Origin of the sequence: Providencia sp. PROV129 (genome assembly GCF_028482245.1) — a bacterium.
Classification (GTDB): Bacteria; Pseudomonadota; Gammaproteobacteria; order Enterobacterales; family Enterobacteriaceae; genus Providencia; species Providencia vermicola.
Window position 1 is genome coordinate 62,861 of the sequence record NZ_JAMPQD010000025.1, and the last position, 21,165, is coordinate 84,025.

The window sequence follows — 21,165 nt, forward strand, 5'->3', positions numbered from 1 at the left end:
CCTGATAAAAATGATACCTACTTTTTGTTTTATTAATCCTAATGGCAGAAAAATGATGAAAAATAGCCAGACGCTGGTCGTTAAGTTAGGTACCAGTGTACTTACAGGGGGCTCGCGTCGTTTAAATCAAGCTCATATTGTTGAGTTGGTCAGACAATGCGCGCAGCAATATGAAAAAGGGCACCGTATTATTATCGTGACATCTGGGGCAATTGCCGCAGGTCGCGAGCACTTAAATTACCCCGAACTGCCAGCGACCATTGCATCTAAGCAGTTGCTCGCGGCGGTTGGTCAAAGTCGCCTTATTCAATTATGGGAAAGGTTATTCTCTATTTATGGTATCCATATCGGACAAATGTTGCTAACTCGTGCGGATTTAGAAGACAGAGAACGTTTTTTAAATGCGAGGGACACCTTACAAGCGTTGCTTGATAATGGAATCATTCCTGTTATCAATGAAAATGATGCAGTTGCAACTGCGGAAATAAAAGTGGGCGATAATGATAACTTATCGGCCCTCGCTGCAATTCTCGGTGATGCAGATAAATTGTTATTACTGACAGATATTGAGGGGCTGTATGACGCGGATCCTCGTAGTAACCCAGATGCAAAATTGATCCCTGAAGTGTATGGTATTAATGATGAACTCAGGGAAATGGCGGGTGGTAGCGTAAGTGGCTTAGGAACGGGTGGAATGGCCACTAAGTTGCAAGCTGCGGATGTTGCAGGCCGTGCGGGTATTGATGTGGTGATTGCGGCGGGCAATAAGCCTGATGTCATTAATGCAGTCATTGAAAATATTCCAGTGGGAACCCGTTTTTACGGGCAGAAAAACCCCATGGAAAACCGTAAACGCTGGATTTTTGGTGCACCAGCGGCGGGTGATGTGTACATTGATGACGGTGCTCAACTGGCGATTATGGAAAAAGGTAGCTCATTATTGCCAAAAGGTATTAAGAAAATCGAGGGGGATTTCTCTCGTGGCGCAGTGATCCGCATCCGCAATATGGCGGGGAAAGACCTTGCTCATGGCGTCACCCATTATAACAGTGACGCACTCAGAATGATTGCAGGTCAACATTCTCAAGATATAAACAAGATACTTGGCTATGAGCACGGCTCTGTGGCTGTTCATCGCGATGATATGATAGTGAGTTAATTATGTTAGAAACAATGGGCAAAGCAGCAAGGGCTGCATCATGGCAATTAGCTCAGCTAAGCACCAAACAAAAAAATGCAGCATTACTGCAAATTGCGGATTTATTAGAGCAAGAAAGAGCAATAATTTTGGCCGCAAACAAAAAAGACATGGAACAAGCAAGAGCGAGTGGCATGACCGAAGCGCTGCAAGACCGCTTGTTATTAACACCAGAGCGCTTAAAAAATATCGCTGATGATGTCCGAAAAGTATGCCAACTTGCAGACCCAGTAGGCCAAGTGATTGATGGCAGCAAGCTAGATAGTGGTTTAAATTTGCAGCGTCGTCGTGTTCCATTGGGTGTGGTTGGCGTTATCTACGAAGCGCGTCCTAATGTCACTGTCGATGTGGCTTCTTTGTGCCTAAAAACAGGCAATGCGGCGATTATGCGTGGTGGGAAAGAAACCCATAATACAAATCTGGCAGTTGTCAGTGTGATCCAAAAAGCCTTAAAAAATAGTGGGTTGCCAGCAGAGGCGGTGCAAGCGATTAATAACCCTGATCGAGAACTCGTGGCGCAATTACTGAAATTGGATCGTTACGTCGACATGCTAATCCCTCGCGGTGGTGCAGGGTTACATAAGTTATGCCGCGAACAATCAACTATTCCTGTGATCACAGGCGGAATTGGTGTGTGCCATACTTTTGTTGATGAGTCTGTCAATTTTGATAAAGCCATCAATGTCATTATTAATGCAAAAGTACAGCGCCCAAGTGCCTGTAACTCACTTGAAACATTGCTCGTTCACAAAAATATTGCCGCTGAATTCTTGCCATTACTCAGTGAGAAAATGGCAGAGCAGCAAGTCACTTTACATGCTAGCGTACAAGCGATGCCATTCTTACAACAAGGCCCAGCAAAAGTGGTTGATGTTAAACCTGAAAACTTAGTTGATGAGTGGTTGTCGCTGGACTTAAATGTGGAAATTGTTACCGATGTGGATGCGGCTATCGACCACATTCGCCATTATGGTACCGCACACTCAGACGCTATTTTGACAGAATCGATCAGCCAAGCGGATTATTTTGTACAGTGTGTTGATTCAGCAGCAGTTTACGTGAATGCGAGCACACGCTTTACGGACGGTGGGCAGTTTGGTTTAGGCGCTGAAGTTGCGGTGAGTACGCAAAAATTACATTCACGGGGCCCTATGGGGCTGGATGCATTAACAACCTATAAGTGGATTGGTTATGGCGATTTTTTAAATCGCCCATAGAAGTTGATATACAAAATGAGAAAGCCACACAAGTGAAGTGTGGCTTTCTTTTTTATGGTTTGCCATGTTTGGCAACATTTTATTAGTATTCATGATGATGGGATGGAAATTAATGTTTTACATTATCGGTCCAAGAGGTTCAGGTAAAACAACAATTGGGAAATTATTTGCCGAATCTAAAGGCTACCAATTTGTTGATACAGACAAGTTAATACTTGAAAAAGCAGGTAAAAGTATTGCAGAAATTGTTGAACAGCATGGTTGGGATTATTTTCGACAGCTAGAAAGTGAAATTTTAAAATCAATTGCACAAGATGATGTGATTATTTCTACAGGGGGAGGGATAATCCTTGCTGACGAAAACCAAAAAGTGATGCGAGACAATGGGACGGTGATCTATTTAAATGCCAAGCCTGAAATTTTGGCTAAACGCCTTGCCGCAGAGCCCCAAGCAGATCAACGGCCAAGCCTAACGGGTAAATCTTTAGTAGAAGAAATTGCAGAGGTTATGCAGCAACGGGAGCCTATTTACCGCGCGACTGCTCATTATATTATTGATGCGACCCAACCTATTGACGAAATTATCGCGCAACTTAATGATTTATCTTAAACTCATTATAGAAAGCGGCTTTTCCATATCGGGTGTTTTCGGATTATACCCCTAGTGGAGAGCATATTGGTCAGTAAGATAAGTGTTATTACGGCATAACAATATTTTGGTAGCATACAAAAATATAATCATAATATAGGGATTCATTATGTTGGTGAAAATAATCAAAGCCATCCTTACATTTTTATTTCGTGTTGAAGTTATTGGTGATGCGAAAGAGTTTGATCAAGATAAATGCTTGATTACACCCAACCACGTCTCTTTTTTAGATGGTGTTTTGATCGCGCTTTTTCTCCCTGTAAAACCTGTATTTGCCGTTTACTCAACCTTTGCAACACCTAAAATGGTGAAGCGCCTTAAGCCTTATGTTGATATTGTCCCTCTTGACCCTGCCAATCCATTGGGTATTCGCCACCTCGTTAAAGAGGTAGAAAAAGGGCGCCCGATCGTTATCTTCCCTGAAGGGCGAATTTCGGTGCATGGTTCTTTAATGAAAATCTATGAGGGCGCGGCGTTTGTTGCCGCTAAATCTGCAGCAAAAATTGTTCCTATTCGTATTGAAGGAGCAGAACGCAGTCACTTTGGGCGCTTAAAAGGAATTATTCCGTTAAAATGGTTCCCAAAAATTACCTTGCACATTTTACCTGCGCAAACTATTCCGATGCCAGAAGCGCCAAAATCGGTTGAGCGCCGTGCACTCGCGGGCGAACATCTGTATCAAATCATGAAGTCTGCACGTATGGCTTGTTTGCCACAAGTGACGCTGGTTGAAGAGTTTATCGGCAGTGTTCAACGTTTTGGTCGCCGCACACCTTGTATTGAAGACATTGCATTTAAAGAAGACTCGTACCAAACATTGCTGAAGAAAACGCTAGGGGTAGGGCGTATTATTGAGCGTTATACCCATGAAAATGAGCGTGTTGGTCTTTTGCTACCGAATGCAACAGTGACGGCAGCCGCAATTTTTGGGGCATTGATGAGAGGTCGTGTCCCTGCGATGTTAAATTACACTGCGGGTAGTCATGGGATTAGTAATGCACTTAAAGCTTCAGCAGCTAAAGTGGTGTTCACTTCGCGACAATTTCTTGAAAAAGGGAATCTCACCCATATTCCAGAGCAAGTTCCTGAAGCTAATTGGATTTACCTTGAAGATTTAAAAGATACAGTGACTTGGCAGGATAAGCTATGGATTGTTAAGCACTTATTCAATCCACATAAAGCCATTATTCCGCGAAAAGCATCGGATGAAGCCATTGTCTTATTTACCTCTGGTTCTGAGGGGACACCAAAAGGTGTGGTGCATAGCCATGCCAGTTTGATGGCAAACGTTGAGCAAATTAAAACCATCGCTGACTTTACGCCGCGGGATCGTTTTATGTCATCCTTGCCATTGTTCCACGCATTTGGTTTAACCGTTGGTTTATTTATTCCTCTATTTTCGGGCAGTCGCGTTTTCCTGTACCCAAGCCCATTACATTACCGCATTATTCCTGAACTAGTGTATGACAAAAACTGTACAGTCTTGTTCGGTACATCAACATTCTTAGGGAATTATGCCCGTTTTGCTCACCAATATGATTTTGCTCGTTTACGTTATGTCGTTGCAGGCGCTGAAAAGCTTTCAGATAAAACGAAGAAAATTTGGTTTGAAAAATTCGGTATTCGTATCCTCGAAGGTTATGGCGTGACCGAATGTGCACCAATTGTCTCTATCAATGTTCCAATGGCGGCAAAAGAAGGCACGGTAGGGCAAATTTTACCTGAAATGGAAGCGCGTATTATCCCCATCTCTGGTATCGAAAATGGCGGTAAACTGCAACTTAAAGGCCCTAATATCATGAAAGGGTACTTACGTGTTGAAGCGCCAGGCGTGCTTGAAACGCCAAGGGCTGAAAACGCACAGGGCGAGGTAGAAGAAGGCTGGTACGATACAGGGGATATTGTTGAGTTGGATAATAAAAACTTCTGCACTATCAAAGGCCGTGTGAAACGTTTTGCGAAACTGGCAGGGGAAATGGTTTCCCTTGAAAGCATTGAACAGATGGTTGCCGCTTTGTCGCCAAATGCAAATCATGGCGTAGTGACAAAACCAGATAGTAGCAAAGGTGAGGCGCTAGTGTTGTTTACTACCGATAAAGAGTTAGATAGAAGTGCGTTATCGGCGGCGGCGAAAAGCAGAGGATTAACTGAGCTTGCGGTTCCCCGTGATATTCGTTTTGTGAAAGAGTTACCTGTGCTAGGTAGCGGAAAAACGGATTTTGTCACACTGAAACAAATGGCCTTAAAGGATGCCTAATATGCAAGAAAGTACCTCGAATTTACCGTTGATGAGCCGAGGAATGAAGGCCGTTTTAGCGTCTCAGTTTCTCTCTGCATTTGCGGATAACGCACTGTTATTTGCTATATTAGCGCAACTCAAAGCTGAATTTTATCCAGAATGGAGTCACCCTATTTTACAAATGGTGTTTGTGTTTACTTACATCGTTTTAGCCCCATTTGTTGGGCAAATTGCCGATAGATTCTCCAAAGGGCGCGTGATGTTGTTCTCCAATATTTTTAAATTTATTGGAGCGCTAGGGATTTGCTTTGGGTTAAATCCGTTCCTTTGTTATGGATTAGTGGGGATTGGTGCAGCATCTTATTCACCTGCTAAATACGGTATCTTAGGCGAATTAACAGGGGGAGATAACCTTGTTAAAGCCAATGGTGTGATGGAAGCCTCGACTATTGCGGCAATCTTAGTGGGTTCTGTTGTTGGGGGAATGCTTTCCGATATCAATCTCTTATTAGCGTTAGGGACATGTGCGATTTTATATGCACTGGCGGTTATTGCTAACGTCTTTATTCCACATCTTGTGGCGGCAAGGCCAGGAAAAGGCTGGGATCTCAAATTACTGGTCACAGATTTTTTTCAAGCATGCCGTATTTTATGGGCAAATCAGGAAAGCCGTTTTTCTCTAGTTGGAACCAGCCTGTTCTGGGGCGCTGGGGTCACATTACGTTTTTTATTAGTTGCTTGGGTTCCTGTAGCTTTAGGTTTACAAGATAACACAACACCAACTATCTTAAATGCGATGGTTGCTGTGGGGATTGTTGCAGGGGCAGGGCTTGCGGCTAAATTTATTACCTTGAAAACAGTTTACCGCTGTATTCCAGCAGGGGTTATTATTGGTGTGATGGTGGTGTTACTTTCCTTGCAAACTAATATTATTCCATCCTACTTTATCTTGATTACTTTAGGGGTATTTGGTGGGTTATTTGTTGTGCCCCTAAATGCTTTACTACAAGATAAAGGAAAGGAAACCGTTGGTGCAGGAAATGCCATTGCAGTACAGAACTTAGGCGAAAACAGCGCGATGCTGATTATGCTAGGCTTATATTCATTGGCAATTAAGGGCGGCTTATCTGTGGTGAATGCAGGTATTGGTTTTGGTGCCGTATTTACGATTGCGATTGCAGGCTTATGGATCTGGGATCGCGCTCGTAAAAAAAAGATGTAAAAGGCGGATTACATAATGGTAGATGAGACGCGACTCGAAACATTAAGTATTCAGATTGGGCAAAAACTGAAAGCGCAAGGTAAAACAGTCACTACTGCAGAGTCTTGCACGGGGGGTTGGATTGCAAAGGTGCTGACCGATATTGCTGGAAGTTCGGATTACTTCCAGCGTGGCTTTGTCACTTATAGTAACGAAGCTAAACATCAAATGATTGGTGTGACTGACGCATCTTTGCAACAATTTGGCGCTGTTAGCCAGCAAGTGGTAGAAGAAATGGCATCAGGGGCACTGAAAGAAGCAACAGCCGATTTTGCGATTTCAGTCAGTGGTATTGCAGGCCCTGGTGGCGGTAGTATAGACAAACCCGTTGGAACTGTATGGTTTGGTTTTGCCCAAAAACAGGTAGATGGTGCGGTGTTGGTTATCGCTAGGCATCGTGTATTTCAAGGTGATAGAAATCAAATTCGTTTTCAATCAACAGGTTATGCTCTAGAAACGCTTTTGAGTCTGTTAAATTAAAAATTTCCTTGATACTGTATGATTATACAGTATAATTAGTTCCAACAAATCAAATTCAATCGTTTTATTCGCAGTGGCAAGGCCATTGCACTTAGGGAGTAAACATGGCTATTGATGAAAACAAACAAAAAGCACTGGCTGCGGCACTGGGTCAAATTGAAAAGCAATTTGGTAAAGGTTCCATTATGCGTCTTGGTGAAGACCGTTCAATGGATGTTGAAACCATTTCAACGGGTTCTTTATCTCTTGACGTTGCATTAGGTGCTGGTGGCCTGCCATTAGGTCGTATTGTTGAAATCTACGGTCCAGAATCTTCAGGTAAAACCACTCTAACCTTACAAGTCATCGCTGCTGCACAACGCAGTGGTAAAACCTGTGCATTTATCGATGCCGAGCACGCACTTGACCCTATCTACGCGAAGAAACTCGGCGTTGATATCGATAACTTACTGTGTTCTCAGCCAGACACTGGTGAACAAGCGCTCGAAATCTGTGATGCTCTGACTCGGTCAGGTGCTGTTGACGTTATTATCGTTGACTCCGTTGCTGCATTAACCCCTAAAGCGGAAATAGAAGGTGAGATTGGTGATTCTCACATGGGGCTTGCTGCACGTATGATGAGCCAAGCAATGCGTAAATTAGCAGGTAACTTAAAAACCTCAAATACGCTTCTGATCTTCATCAACCAAATTCGTATGAAAATTGGTGTAATGTTCGGCAACCCAGAAACAACAACGGGTGGTAATGCACTGAAATTCTACGCATCTGTTCGTTTAGATATCCGTCGTATTGGCGCGGTGAAAAATGGTGAGGAAATTGTCGGTAGTGAAACTCGCGTTAAAGTGGTGAAAAATAAAGTTGCGGCGCCATTTAAACAAGCGGAATTTCAAATTCTTTACGGTGAAGGGATTAATACCTTTGGTGAACTAATTGACCTGGGTGTTAAACATAAGCTAATTGAAAAAGCGGGTGCTTGGTATAGCTATAACGGCGATAAAATTGGTCAAGGTAAAGCTAACTCAACGACTTATTTAAAAGAACATCCTGAAGTTGCGCAAGAAATTGACACAAAACTGCGAGAAATGTTACTCAATCATACTGGTGAGTTTAGCAGTGCTGCAACAGACTTTATCAGTGATTCTGATGAAGAAGAAACACCAGAAGAATTTTAATTATTAGCTAGTGACTTGATTAATCATTAGATTATAGGCGCCGCTCTTATTGAGTAGCGCCTTTTTTATTTTTTCCAATCGTAATAATAGTTTATTCAACAGTTTTTCTGTGGAAAAATACGCTGACCAGAGGTATAAACATACTTTCAGAAAATATCTAGACGCTTTACAATGAAAGCCACGAATGGATGTAGCTATAATTTTACTTCTATGCAAAGAGACTTTATCTTATCAGTCACTTTTTAATCGGAGAGTTGATTAGAGGTGATGTTACACTCCATCTCAACAATTCATAATTCTGTTTCCAGCTTGATATCGGGATAAATATGAGTAAAAGCACCGCTGAGATCCGCCAAGCGTTTCTCGACTTTTTTCATACAAAAGGTCATCAGGTGGTCACCAGCAGTTCGCTAGTGCCTAACAATGACCCGACACTATTGTTCACAAACGCAGGGATGAACCAGTTCAAAGATGTATTTCTTGGCCTGGATAAAAGAGCATATTCCCGAGCGACAACTGCACAACGCTGTGTGCGTGCAGGTGGTAAACATAACGACTTAGAAAATGTAGGTTATACAGCTCGTCACCACACATTCTTTGAAATGTTAGGTAACTTCAGCTTTGGTGACTACTTTAAGCACGATGCAATTCGCTTTGCTTGGGAATTACTGACAAGTGAAGCATGGTTTAACCTGCCAAAAGAAAGATTGTGGGTCACTGTTTATGCAACAGATGATGAAGCCTATGATATTTGGAATAAAGAAATTGGTGTTCCAGTAGAGCGCATTATCCGTATCGGTGATAACAAAGGCGCACCTTATGCTTCAGATAACTTCTGGCAGATGGGTGATACAGGTCCTTGCGGCCCTTGTACTGAAATTTTCTATGATCATGGCGATCATATCTGGGGTGGCCCTCCAGGAAGCCCAGAAGAAGACGGTGACCGATATATTGAAATCTGGAACCTTGTCTTCATGCAGTTTAACCGTCAATCAGACGGTACCATGGAACCATTGCCGAAACCTTCTGTCGATACAGGAATGGGCTTAGAGCGTATCTCTGCGGTACTGCAACACGTCAATTCAAACTATGACATTGATATTTTCCGTGAATTAATTGCAGCGGCAGCGAAAGCGACAGGTGCTACCGATCTGGAAAATAAATCACTGCGTGTTATTGCTGACCATATTCGTTCTTGTGCTTTCCTTGTTAGTGATGGTGTTATTCCATCAAACGAAGGTCGTGGCTATGTTCTGCGTCGTATTATTCGTCGTGCCGTTCGTCATGGTTACATGCTCGGTGCTAAAGAAACGTTTTTCTACAAATTAGTTGCTCCATTGATCAAAGTGATGGGCTCGGCTGCTGAAGAACTTCAACGTCAACAAGCCATGGTTGAAAAAGTTCTGAAGACAGAAGAAGAGCAATTTGCACGTACTTTAGAGCGTGGCTTGCAATTATTAGATGAAGAACTGGCATCTTTAAAAGGGGATACCCTTGATGGTGAGGCTGCATTCCGCCTCTATGATACTTACGGTTTCCCAATCGACTTAACCGCTGATGTGTGCCGTGAGCGCAATATCAAAGTGGATGAAGACGGTTTTGAGCGTGCGATGGAAGACCAGCGTCGTCGTGCAAGAGAATCGAGTGGTTTTGGCGCTGACTATAACTCATTAATCAAAGTTGATAAGCACAGCGAATTCTCAGGTTACCAATATGATGAGCAACAAGCGACCATCACCGCATTATATAAAGATGGTCAGCCTGTTGATAGCTTAAATGTAGGTGAAGAAGGCTTAGTTATTCTTGATAAAACCGCATTTTATGCCGAATCAGGTGGTCAGGTTGGGGACATTGGTTTCTTAAATAATGACAATGCTCGCTTCAATGTGACAGACACACAAAAATATGGTCAAGCAATTGGGCATATCGGTAAAGTCGAATCAGGCTCATTAGTTGTTAACCATCGTATTACCGCTGTGGTTGATAGCGCAAGGCGTAATGCTATTCGTTTGAATCACTCTGCAACGCACTTATTACATGCTGCGTTACGTCAAGTACTTGGCGAACATGTATCTCAAAAAGGTTCACTTGTTAATGACAAGTACCTGCGTTTTGACTTCTCACATTTTGAAGCTATGACCCAAGCGCAACTCCGCCAAGTTGAAGACATTGTAAATGCTCAAATTCGCCAAAATTCAGAAATTGAAACTGAGTTGATGGATTTAGAGGGGGCGAAAGCGAAAGGGGCTATGGCATTATTCGGTGAAAAATACGAAGAACGTGTTCGCGTATTGAGTATGGGCGATTTTTCTATTGAATTGTGCGGTGGTACACACGCAAAACGTACTGGTGATATTGGCCTGTTCCGTATTCTGAGTGAATCAGGAACAGCTGCGGGTGTTCGCCGTATTGAAGCAACAACAGGTGTAATGGCGATTGAAAGTGTTCACCATCAATCAGAACAGCTTTCGGCAATCGCTCACCTATTAAAAGGTGATATTAATAGTCTCGTTGAGAAAGTGAAATCTGCGTTAGACAAATCTCGTCAGCTAGAAAAAGAGATTTTGCAACTAAAAGATCAACAAGCTTCTCAAGAAAGTGCTTCACTAAGTAGCAAAGCAAAAGATGTGAAAGGCGTCAAATTGTTAGTGAACCAATTAAGCGATACTGATCCTAAGCTATTGAGAACCATGGTTGATGATCTGAAAAATCAGTTGAAATCAGCGATTATCGTGCTTTCAACAACAAGTGGTGATAAAGTCAGTATGATCGTTGGTGTGACTAATGATTTGACTGCTAAAATTAAAGCAGGTGACTTGATCTCTTATGTTGCACAACAAGTAGGTGGTAAAGGTGGTGGGCGGCCTGACATGGCACAGGCAGGCGGCACTGATGTAAGTGCATTACCTGCTGCAATGGCTAGTGTTGAAGAGTGGGTTGAATCACGACTGTAAGTACTTACCAAAAGTTGCCTTGTAGGAATATAAGGCAACTTTAAATCTGTTGCGGCATTGTTAATGTATTACTTGTAGTGCTATATTTTGCTTGTAAATAATTAGAATGATTGCCTTGATGGCATCAATGCTTTAGGTGCATGTCATTACTTTACGTTTTCACGGTGTGTGATGGACAATAGCGGGGGATACCTAGAGACCCGACTCTTTTAATATTTCAAGGAGCAAAGAATGCTTATTCTGACTCGTCGAGTTGGTGAAACACTCATGATAGGCGATGAGGTAACAGTTACTGTATTGGGTGTTAAAGGCAACCAAGTTCGTATTGGTGTTAATGCCCCAAAAGAAGTTTCTGTTCACCGTGAAGAAATTTATCAACGGATCCAGGCCGAAAAGACTCAACCAGATAATCAATAATAATGAATAAGCGTCCAATGATTGATCACACAGCAAGAATGGGCGCTTGTCTTACTGCGTTTTAAAAAATTTCACGTTCTCAAACTTCGTTTTATTTGCTTCACTCACTTATTTTGTTGAGCGTGATGAGGCATTGTAAACAAACACCTTTTCATCTTTGTTTATAATTGCGCCGTATCATGGTAGCGAGCAAATAATTTTTTGGTTCAAAAGCAATTTTATCTCTCTCATTTTTATTCATAAAGTAAGTTATTTAAGGGCTGAAAAAGTTCTTTTTCGGTGTTAAACTAAGCATCTTGCTTGTGAAATGTGCAAACAGACTGCGGAATGCAAAAAGTTTGGAAAAATTGTTTGACTTCTAAGTCTAGGAAAGTAATATGTGCGCCACACAGAGACGAGATGTTTGAAAAAACAAATCGTGTGTAACTAAAATATGGTGAGGTGGCCGAGAGGCTGAAGGCGCTCCCCTGCTAAGGGAGTATGCGGTCAAAAGCTGCATCGAGGGTTCGAATCCCTCCCTCACCGCCATTTTAGATTATGCATCCGTAGCTCAGCTGGATAGAGTACTCGGCTACGAACCGAGCGGTCGGAGGTTCGAATCCTCCCGGATGCACCATATTAACCCTACAGGGAAACCTAGTTGGGTTTTATTTTGGTTCTACTTAGTAAGCAATCAAAATAGTGTGGTAACGAAGAAACTGATTTACAGAAGTAGATGTTGATAAGAAGTTTGAGAGAGAAGCACGTCTTGCAGTAACTATGCATCCGTAGCTCAGCTGGATAGAGTACTCGGCTACGAACCGAGCGGTCGGAGGTTCGAATCCTCCCGGATGCACCATCTCTTAGCTAATTAGTTAGCGTATCAATAATCCATTTAGTGTAGACATTCTCAGTTATTGAATTAATCGATATTTGTCGACAGAATTTTGCATCCGTAGCTCAGCTGGATAGAGTACTCGGCTACGAACCGAGCGGTCGGAGGTTCGAATCCTCCCGGATGCACCATCATAAGAAAGACTCCTCAATTTGAGGAGTTTTTTTTTGCCTGAAAAGTCAATTAAATAACATTTCCGATGCATCTTTTGTTTTAATCCCTCCTAAACCACACATCTAGACAGCGACAATTTATGTGATTTAAGCTAAAGTAATTGCCTTAATAAAATAAATTAACATCACAGGCGGGAGGTCGATTTGATCCCGGACGTATCGAAAGCGCTCTCATGGTTAGAGGCGCACCCAGAAACACTAAATGGTATTCAACGTGGTATTGAGCGCGAAACATTGCGTGTGACGCCTACAGGCTCAATTGCAGAAACGTTGCACCCTGAAGGGCTGGGACAAGCTTTAACACATAAATGGATCACGACAGATTTTGCGGAGTCCTTACTCGAATTTATTACTCCTGTAGATAAAAGCATTAGCCATAACTTGGCTTTCCTCAGGGATTTACATCGCTATACTGCACGTCACCTTCAAGATGAAAGAATGTGGCCACTCAGTATGCCGTGCTTTATCGAAAGTGAAGATAAAATCACTCTTGCTCAATATGGTACTTCTAACGTCGGGCGCTTTAAAACCCTGTACCGTGAAGGCCTTAAAAATCGTTATGGCGCATTGATGCAGACGATAGCAGGGGTGCATTATAACTTTTCTTTGCCAACTGAGTTTTGGCAGGCATGGGCTGGTGTTGACGATCCTGAAAGTGAAAGCGGTAAAGAAAAAATTTCTGATGGCTATTTACGCTTGATCAGAAACTACTATCGCTTTGGCTGGGTGATCCCATATTTATTCGGTGCATCTCCTGCCATTTGTGGCTCTTTCTTAAAAGACAGAGATACGACGTTAACATTCGATAAAACAGAATGTGGAACTTACTATTTACCTTATGCGACATCTTTACGCATGAGCGACCTTGGTTATACCAATAAATCACAAAGCGATTTGAATATTACATTTAATAAGCTGGGTGAATACGTTGAAAATTTGAAAAAAGCCATTCATAAGCCTTCCGCTGAGTTTGAAAAGCTAGGTGTGAAAAAAGATGGTAAATACGTTCAGCTTAACTCTAACGTGTTGCAAATTGAAAATGAACTCTATGCCCCAATAAGACCTAAACGCGTCCCTAAAGGCACTGAGTCGCCTTCTGATGCGTTATTGCGTGGGGGCATCGAATACATTGAAGTGCGCTCTTTAGACATCAACCCATTCAGTGCGATTGGTGTAAATGAAACCCAAGCGCGTTTTGTTGATCTATTCTTAATATGGTGCGTGCTTGCCGATGCGCCAGAAATGAATGCTCAGGAACTTGATTGTTGTCGCAAAAACTGGAACCGAGTGATCCTCGAAGGGCGCAAACCTGGCCAAGTGATTGGTTTTGGTTGTGGTAGCGAAGTGAAACCTTTAGTGGAAGTTGGCCAGCAGTTATTTAATGATTTGATTCGTGTCGCTGAAGTGCTCGACACTTGTTGTGACGCGAAATATCAAGATGTTTGCCATCAGTTTGTTGCGATGTTTGAAGACCCAACCCTAACATACTCTGCGTTAGTTATGGATGAGATGTTAGAAAAAGGCATCGGGGGTTACGGGTTAGAATTAGCTGAAAAATATTTTGAACAGTTAATCAATGAGCCGTATGAAGTGATCACGGAAGAACAGTTTGAACAAGCAAGGTTAGCTTCTATTGAGAAACAAGCGGCGATGGAACAGAGCGAAACTGAATCCTTTGAAGACTATCTACGCATTCACGCAGGACGCTAAAAGAAAGTGGCCACTCAAGGTGGCCAAATAAAAATCTCTTAGAGAATTAGGGATGATAACAAATTGCGCGTCTTTCATTAATTAAGACTCCGCATTTTCAAAATAGTTTCATTTATTTTAAAAATATATTTTTAATTTTTGAGGAGGTCACGAAATGCCATTATTAGATAGCTTTACTGTCGATCATACTCGCATGGCAGCGCCCGCTGTTCGTGTGGCAAAAACGATGAAAACGCCAAGTGGTGATACCATCACTGTTTTTGATTTGCGTTTTACCGTGCCAAATGAAGAGGCTATGACGGAAAAAGGGACTCACACATTAGAACACTTGTTTGCAGGTTTTATGCGTGACCACCTTAACGGTAACGGTGTCGAAATTATCGATATCTCCCCGATGGGCTGTCGTACAGGGTTTTATATGAGCTTGATTGGTCAGCCTGCTGAGCAGCGTGTTGCTGATGCATGGAAAGCCGCAATGGAAGATGTTTTAAACGTCAAAGACCAAAATAAAATCCCTGAGTTGAACGTATATCAGTGTGGTACTTATAAAATGCATTCACTGGAAGAAGCTCAGCAAATCGCACGTAATGTGTTGTCCTCAAATATTGGTATCAATAAAAATGACGATTTAGCATTACCTGCAGATAAGCTGGAACAGCTTCACGTTTAATCTCTTGGTGTGCTCTTATGAACAAAGCGCCTTAAACATGTTGGCGCTTTATTTTTGGTGAAAAGTTTATAAGTCGGGGACTTGCGAGCTAAAAGTGAGCGGTGTGATCCTCACTTGCTTGATGGTATTTTCATTCATCGCTAACACTTCAATCATGTAATGACCCACCACGATTTGCTCTTCAAGCTGCGGAATATCGCCAATGACCTCTAACACCATGCCGTTAACCGTCCTAGGGCCGTCTACAGGCAAATTCCAATCAAAAGCCTTATTTAGGTCACGGATATTAGCAGTGCCGTCCACCAGGACGCTACCATCACTTTGAGGTAGAACCTCTTCTGCTAAAGACGGTGACATCGATGTGGTAAAATCACCAACAATTTCTTCTAATATATCCTCTACTGTGATAAGTCCTTGAATTTCGCCATACTCATCCACAATAATCCCTAACTTTTCTTTTTTGTGTTGGAAATTAATGAGCTGAACATTTAGTGGTGTACTATTTGGGATGAAATAAATGTTATCTGAGGCTTTTATCAGGTTCTGTTTATTGAATTCTCGTTTTTCCATCATCAATCGATAAGCTTCTCGGACACGCAAAATCCCTATCGAATCATCGAGAGAATCGCGATAAAGCACAATTCGACCGTGGGGGGAATGTGTAAGTTGTCTTATAATTGACTTCCAATCATCATTAATATCAATGCCTACAATTTCATTTCTTGGCAGCATGATGTCACCCACCGTCACTTTGTCTAAATCCAGTATTGAAATCAGCATGTCTTGATTGCGGCGGCTAATTTTATGCTTTGATTCATTGACAATAGTACGCAGCTCTTCTTTGTTTACCGCATCTGTGCGAGCCGTTAAGGAGCGAATGCCTAAACAACGCAAAAGTAGTGAGGAAATAGTATTAAAGGTCCATACCACAGGCATCATAATGATTTGCAATGGCTTGAGAAAGTAGCTACTGGGGAAGGCGATTCTTTCTGGATAGAGCGCAGCTAATGTTTTTGGCATCACTTCCGCAAAAATAAGGATCACAAACGTTAAGATCCCAGTGGCCATCGCGACACCCGCGTTACCATATAAGCGAATACCAATGATGGTGGCTAAGGCTGAGGCGACGATATTAATTAAGTTATTGCCAATCAGGACAAGACTGAGCAGTTTGTCAGGGTGTTTTAGCAGTTTTTCGACCCGAATTGCCGAACGATTACCTTGTTTTGCCAAGTGTTTTAAACGATAGCGATTCAATGTCATCATCCCCGTCTCTGAGGCAGAGAAGTAGGCTGACATAAAAATTAAAACAATCAGTATGATGATTAGCGTACTGGTAGACACATCATCCAAAACAAGGTTCCTTATTACAATATGGAAAGGTTAGAAAAACTCAAGGTACCATAAACTGTTGGAGTAGACGGTTACCAAAAAAAGCCATCGTTAAAATGATTGAGCCAGCAACATGGAAGAATAAAACGCGTTTTCCGCGCCAGCCGCCGTGGAAATGGCCCCAAAGTAAAGTAATGTAGACAAACCAAGCAATCACTGATAGCACAGATTTATGGATATTTTCTTTATCAAAGATATTATCCATATAAATAAACCCTGTACATAAAGTCAGAGTCAGTAAAATGACACCCACTTGGGTGATGTGAAACATTTTACGCTCTACCACCATCATTGGCGGCATATCAGGGCTAAATTTTAAGGTTTTATTTTTGAGTTGGTGATCAATTAACGCAACTTGAAATGCATACAAGGCAGCAATGAGTAGCGTGGCATAGCTCAATAAGGCCAAGCCAATATGTACAAATAGAGGCACGCTGGCTTCTAGGTGAGTAATAAACTCACCAGGCATAATGGTAGAAAGCATTAAATTAATGATAGCGAAACTGTACACTATCGGGGTTAAATACCACGCTTTTCCCCAATAGGCGACAACCGTCATAATTAAGCACATCAGTAAACTCACCGCTGAACCAAGGTTTAATAGGGTGAGATTCTGCCCTTCGGCCTCACTAAAAATGAGTAATTTTAGTGTGATGGCGTGCGTCACTAATGCAACAATCGCAAGTAGTATCGCCAAACGGCGATAAAGGGGTTGTTTACGCACTTGGCCTGGGACGATCAGCAGTAGGCTAATCATGTATGTACAAACTGCTATGACTGCAAATACTGGCATAGTATAGTGTCGATATTCATTTTTAGTGGAAAGTTATTTTATAGTATAACGTGTACGGGAGCAGGCTCCAACTATTGGCCGAGCCAATAGCGGTATATTCACGATAGATAGCATTTCATGTACCTATAGGGTTGTACAGATAACAATGAAACTAACGCTATCATAGCTTGTATAATCTGTTTCAAACAGAGGGCAGCGAAAAAATAGCGGATGTGGTACAATCGGGAAAATATTTTTTATCGTGCTTTTTCCTTCATTTTGATTGAAGGTTTGCTACTTATAATTCAACTTGTTGACACTAAAACACTTGAAATTAGGTGTATTAGCAACCAGATTAGGCTAAACATCGGCCCATCAACAGAATTGAGCTAAGACATATGTTTGATAATTTAAGCGACAGACTCTCGCGCACGTTGCGCAATATCAGCGGACGTGGACGTCTCACTGATGACAATATTAAAGATACATTACGTGAAGTTCGCATGGCATTGCTGGAAGCCGACGTAGCGTTGCCAGTTGTCCGTGAATTTATCCAGAAAGTCAAAGAAAGTGCCGTTGGTCAAGATGTAAATAAAAGCTTAACACCAGGCCAAGAGTTCATCAAAATTGTTCAAAATGAACTGACTCGAGCGATGGGGGAAGAAAACCATCAACTCAACTTGTCGGCTCAGCCGCCTGCAGTTGTCTTAATGGCGGGTTTACAAGGTGCGGGTAAAACAACCAGCGTTGCGAAACTAGGTAAACACTTAAAAGAAAAGCAAAAGAAAAAAGTTTTAGTGGTCTCTGCTGACGTCTATCGCCCAGCGGCGATCAAACAGCTTGAAACCTTAGCTGAATCTGTTGGTATTGATTTTTTTCCATCAGATGTGCAAGAAAAACCCGCGGCTATCGTGCAAAAAGCGTTAAAGCACGCTCAACTTCAATTCTACGATGTATTATTGGTGGATACCGCAGGTCGCTTACACGTTGATGAAGCGATGATGGAAGAAATCCAAGAAGTCCATCGTATTATTAAGCCTGTGGAAACCTTGTTCGTCGTCGATGCGATGACGGGGCAGGATGCAGCGAACACCGCAAAAGCGTTTAATGAAGCCTTACCACTGACTGGGGTTGTATTAACCAAAGTTGATGGTGATGCGCGTGGTGGTGCTGCGCTGTCGATTCGTGCAATTACAGGTAAGCCAATTAAATTCTTAGGGGTCGGTGAAAAAACGGATGCCTTAGAACCGTTCCACCCAGAACGTGTTGCATCCCGTATCCTTGGAATGGGTGATGTGATTTCTCTGATTGAAGAGATTGAGCACAAAGTTGACCGTGATGAAGCAGAAAAATTAGCGAAAAAACTAAAAACGGGTGATGGTTTTGATTTAAATGACTTTTTAAGTCAATTAAAACAAATGCGTAACATGGGGGGCATGGCGAGCATGATGAGCAAAATGCCTGGAATGTCCCAGTTACCAGATGCTGTTAAATCCCAAATGGATGATAAAATCACGGTTCGTATGGAAGCGATGATTAATTCCATGACGCGCAAAGAGCGCGAAAAACCAGAGATTATTAAAGGTTCTCGTAAACGCCGTATTGCGGCAGGTTCGGGAACGACCGTGCAAGAAGTTAACCGTCTTTTAAAACAATTTGATGATATGCAACGCATGATGAAGAAAATGAAAAAAGGTGGCTTAGCCAAGATGATGCGCGGCATGAAGGGTATGATGCCTCCGGGTTTTCCGGGGCGTTAAGCAATAAAGCCTCAAACAAAACGCACTTTTGATTGATTTTTGCGTCAAAGTGAGTAAACTTTTCGGGCTTTTTATATGACAGCCGGACTCTATCCCTCGATGGAGTCTGGTTGTTTTGTTAACTAATGAGGATGTTATGGTAACAATTCGTTTATCTCGTGGCGGCGCTAAAAAACGTCCGTTCTACCAAATCGTTGTAACCGATAGCCGCAATGCGCGTGACGGTCGTTTCATTGAGCGTATCGGTTTCTTCAACCCGATCGCTTCAGGTCAAGCAGAAGAACTGCGTTTAGACTTGGACCGTGTTGAGCATTGGGTTGGCTTAGGCGCAACTATTTCTGACCGTGTTGCACAACTGGTCAAACAAGCTAAGAAAGCAGCTTAATCTGTCGCGGTGGTAACAATGAGCAAGCAAACTAAACTACAGCCACCTGAAAACCCAATAGTATTGGGGAAATTAGGTGCGGCATACGGTATTCGTGGTTGGCTCAAAGTTTTTTCGTCCACCGAACATGCTGAAAGTATTTTTGAGTATCAGCCTTGGTTTATCCAACGTTCAGGCCAATGGCAACACATTGAAATTGAAGATTGGAAACATCATAACAAGGATATCATCGTCAAGCTGAATGGGGTCGATGACCGCGATGCAGCTGCGCTTTTGACTAACTTTGAAATTGCGGTTGATTCAACCCAACTTCCTGAGTTAGAAAACGAATACTACTGGAAAGACCTGATGGGCTGCCACGTAGTGACGTTACAAGGCTATGACCTTGGTACCATCACTGACATGATGGAGACTGGTTCGAATGATGTACTGGTCATTAAGGCGAATTTAAAAGATGCATTTGGCATCAAGGAGCGGTTAGTTCCGTTTCTTGATGGGCAGGTTATCAAGAAAGTCGATCTCGATGCTAAACTCATTGAAGTGGATTGGGATCCTGGTTTTTAAATCTCCGGTTGAACGGTTTTGATAAGTGGGACGATATCATGTGGATTGGTGTAATTAGCCTGTTTCCCGAAATGTTCCGCGCAATAACCGAGTACGGGGTAACTGGTCGGGCAGTGAAAAATGGCCTACTCACATTTGAGTGCTGGAATCCGCGGGATTTTACTCACGATCGGCACAAAACTGTTGATGACCGCCCCTACGGAGGTGGTCCAGGCATGCTGATGATGGTGCAACCGCTTAAGGATGCAATCAACGCAGCAAGAACTGAGGCTGGTGAGGGTGCAAAGGTTATTTATCTTTCACCGCAAGGGCGCAAGCTAAGTCAAGACGGTGTTTGCGAGCTGGCAACCAATGAGAAATTAATACTTGTTTGTGGCCGCTATGAAGGCATTGATGAGCGTATCATTCAAACCGAAGTTGACGAAGAATGGTCAATCGGCGATTACGTTCTCAGTGGTGGGGAACTCCCTGCAATGGTGTTGATAGACTCAGTATCTCGGTTTATACCAGGGGTGCTTGGTCATCAAGCTTCAGCTCAAGAAGATTCTTTTGCTGATGGCTTGTTAGATTGTCCTCACTATACCCGCCCTGAAGTGTTAGATGGCATGCAAGTCCCGGATGTATTACTTTCGGGGAATCACGCTAAAATAGATAGCTGGCGCATGAAACAATCACTTGGCCGTACCTGGCTTAGAAGACCTGAGCTTCTGGAAAGCCTAGCTCTGACTGACGAGCAGAGGATGTTGCTGACTGAGTTCCAACGTGAATATCAGTCTGAGCAACAAATGAATCCAGACAATTAATTGTCTAAACATATCAGTTTACCTAGGGTAAGAGAGTTATTATGAGCAACATTATTAAACAAATTGAACAAGAGCAAATGAAGCAGGACGTACCTTCATTCCGTCAGGGTGATACTGTGGAAGTTAAGGTATGGGTCGTAGAAGGCTCTAAAAAACGTCTGCAGGCATTCGAGGGCGTGGTTATCGCTATTCGTAACCGCGGTCTGCACTCTGCATTCACTGTTCGTAAAATTTCTAACGGCGAAGGTGTTGAGCGTGTCTTCCAAACTCACTCACCAGTCGTAGATAGCATTGCTGTTAAACGCCGTGGTGCTGTTCGCAGAGCTAAACTGTACTACCTGCGTGAGCGTTCTGGTAAGGCAGCTCGTATCAAAGAGCGTCTGAACGCCAAGTAATACGCTTTCGCTACATCCGAAAGTTGAAGAGGCCCGCCTTAGTGCGGGCCTTTTTATTCTTCATATTTCGTGCTGTGACG

The 21,165-nt window shown here is 42.7% G+C and carries 18 protein-coding genes and 4 tRNA genes; 20 read left to right on the forward strand and 2 right to left on the reverse strand.

Annotation, left to right across the window (positions count from 1 at the left end):
- Window positions 1-55 precede the first annotated feature (55 nt).
- The 15 genes from proB (at window position 56) to luxS (ending at window position 15,014) form a co-directional block, all read left to right on the forward strand.
- Entirely contained in the window at window positions 56-1,159 is a 1,104-nt protein-coding gene (gene proB, locus PSF27_RS17875; RefSeq protein WP_206084765.1) for a glutamate 5-kinase, read from the forward strand.
- 2 nt (window positions 1,160-1,161) lie between these two features.
- Window positions 1,162-2,415, forward strand: a complete 1,254-nt coding sequence (proA, locus tag PSF27_RS17880; RefSeq protein WP_272681961.1) for a glutamate-5-semialdehyde dehydrogenase — start codon at window positions 1,162-1,164, stop codon at window positions 2,413-2,415.
- Between the two features lie 112 nt (window positions 2,416-2,527).
- Window positions 2,528-3,025: a shikimate kinase AroL gene (aroL, locus tag PSF27_RS17885; RefSeq protein ID WP_206084795.1), complete on the forward strand. Its 498-nt coding sequence runs from the start codon at window positions 2,528-2,530 to the stop codon at window positions 3,023-3,025.
- 148 nt (window positions 3,026-3,173) lie between these two features.
- On the forward strand, window positions 3,174-5,321 hold the full coding sequence (gene aas, locus PSF27_RS17890; protein WP_206084767.1) for a bifunctional acyl-ACP--phospholipid O-acyltransferase/long-chain-fatty-acid--ACP ligase: 2,148 nt from the start codon (window positions 3,174-3,176) through the stop codon (window positions 5,319-5,321).
- A 1-nt stretch (window position 5,322) separates the two neighbouring features.
- The gene (gene lplT / locus PSF27_RS17895) at window positions 5,323-6,525 is read left to right on the forward strand and encodes a lysophospholipid transporter LplT (protein WP_206084768.1); all 1,203 of its coding nucleotides are present in this window, start codon (window positions 5,323-5,325) and stop codon (window positions 6,523-6,525) included.
- A 15-nt stretch (window positions 6,526-6,540) separates the two neighbouring features.
- Complete coding sequence (gene pncC / locus PSF27_RS17900) at window positions 6,541-7,044, forward strand: nicotinamide-nucleotide amidase (RefSeq protein WP_206084769.1); 504 nt, start codon at window positions 6,541-6,543, stop codon at window positions 7,042-7,044.
- A gap of 104 nt (window positions 7,045-7,148) precedes the next feature.
- Window positions 7,149-8,216, forward strand: a complete 1,068-nt coding sequence (recA, locus tag PSF27_RS17905; RefSeq protein ID WP_206084770.1) for a recombinase RecA — start codon at window positions 7,149-7,151, stop codon at window positions 8,214-8,216.
- 326 nt (window positions 8,217-8,542) lie between these two features.
- Window positions 8,543-11,170 (forward strand): alanine--tRNA ligase, encoded by a 2,628-nt coding sequence (gene alaS / locus PSF27_RS17910; RefSeq protein ID WP_272681962.1) that lies wholly within the window; start codon window positions 8,543-8,545, stop codon window positions 11,168-11,170.
- 231 nt (window positions 11,171-11,401) lie between these two features.
- Window positions 11,402-11,587: a carbon storage regulator CsrA gene (gene csrA / locus PSF27_RS17915; RefSeq protein WP_004264815.1), complete on the forward strand. Its 186-nt coding sequence runs from the start codon at window positions 11,402-11,404 to the stop codon at window positions 11,585-11,587.
- A gap of 435 nt (window positions 11,588-12,022) precedes the next feature.
- Window positions 12,023-12,115: transfer RNA gene (locus tag PSF27_RS17920), tRNA-Ser, on the forward strand.
- An 11-nt stretch (window positions 12,116-12,126) separates the two neighbouring features.
- Window positions 12,127-12,203, forward strand: a tRNA-Arg gene (locus tag PSF27_RS17925).
- 145 nt (window positions 12,204-12,348) lie between these two features.
- Window positions 12,349-12,425, forward strand: a tRNA-Arg gene (locus PSF27_RS17930).
- A 90-nt stretch (window positions 12,426-12,515) separates the two neighbouring features.
- Window positions 12,516-12,592, forward strand: a tRNA-Arg gene (locus tag PSF27_RS17935).
- Between the two features lie 186 nt (window positions 12,593-12,778).
- A complete protein-coding gene (gene gshA, locus PSF27_RS17940; protein WP_272681963.1) occupies window positions 12,779-14,344 on the forward strand; it encodes a glutamate--cysteine ligase in 1,566 nt (521 codons plus the stop codon).
- A gap of 154 nt (window positions 14,345-14,498) precedes the next feature.
- Entirely contained in the window at window positions 14,499-15,014 is a 516-nt protein-coding gene (luxS, locus tag PSF27_RS17945) for an S-ribosylhomocysteine lyase (protein ID WP_206084773.1), read from the forward strand.
- Window positions 15,015-15,080: 66 nt separating this feature from the next.
- Here the strand turns inward: luxS and PSF27_RS17950 are convergent, their stop codons facing one another.
- Entirely contained in the window at window positions 15,081-16,367 is a 1,287-nt protein-coding gene (locus PSF27_RS17950; protein WP_272681964.1) for a CNNM domain-containing protein, read from the reverse strand.
- 40 nt (window positions 16,368-16,407) lie between these two features.
- On the reverse strand, window positions 16,408-17,199 hold the full coding sequence (locus PSF27_RS17955) for a cytochrome C assembly family protein (protein WP_206084775.1): 792 nt from the start codon (window positions 17,197-17,199) through the stop codon (window positions 16,408-16,410).
- A gap of 377 nt (window positions 17,200-17,576) precedes the next feature.
- Between PSF27_RS17955 and ffh the strand changes: the two genes are divergently transcribed.
- The 5 genes from ffh (at window position 17,577) to rplS (ending at window position 21,085) form a co-directional block, all read left to right on the forward strand.
- Window positions 17,577-18,938, forward strand: a complete 1,362-nt coding sequence (gene ffh / locus PSF27_RS17960) for a signal recognition particle protein (RefSeq protein ID WP_206084776.1) — start codon at window positions 17,577-17,579, stop codon at window positions 18,936-18,938.
- Between the two features lie 136 nt (window positions 18,939-19,074).
- Window positions 19,075-19,323, forward strand: a complete 249-nt coding sequence (gene rpsP, locus PSF27_RS17965; protein ID WP_004924887.1) for a 30S ribosomal protein S16 — start codon at window positions 19,075-19,077, stop codon at window positions 19,321-19,323.
- Window positions 19,324-19,341: 18 nt separating this feature from the next.
- Window positions 19,342-19,887, forward strand: a complete 546-nt coding sequence (gene rimM / locus PSF27_RS17970) for a ribosome maturation factor RimM (RefSeq protein WP_047757188.1) — start codon at window positions 19,342-19,344, stop codon at window positions 19,885-19,887.
- A 38-nt stretch (window positions 19,888-19,925) separates the two neighbouring features.
- Window positions 19,926-20,690, forward strand: coding sequence for a tRNA (guanosine(37)-N1)-methyltransferase TrmD (gene trmD, locus PSF27_RS17975; RefSeq protein ID WP_047757187.1), 765 nt, complete (start codon window positions 19,926-19,928; stop codon window positions 20,688-20,690).
- Between the two features lie 41 nt (window positions 20,691-20,731).
- Window positions 20,732-21,085: a 50S ribosomal protein L19 gene (rplS, locus tag PSF27_RS17980; RefSeq protein ID WP_047757186.1), complete on the forward strand. Its 354-nt coding sequence runs from the start codon at window positions 20,732-20,734 to the stop codon at window positions 21,083-21,085.
- Window positions 21,086-21,165 lie beyond the last annotated feature (80 nt).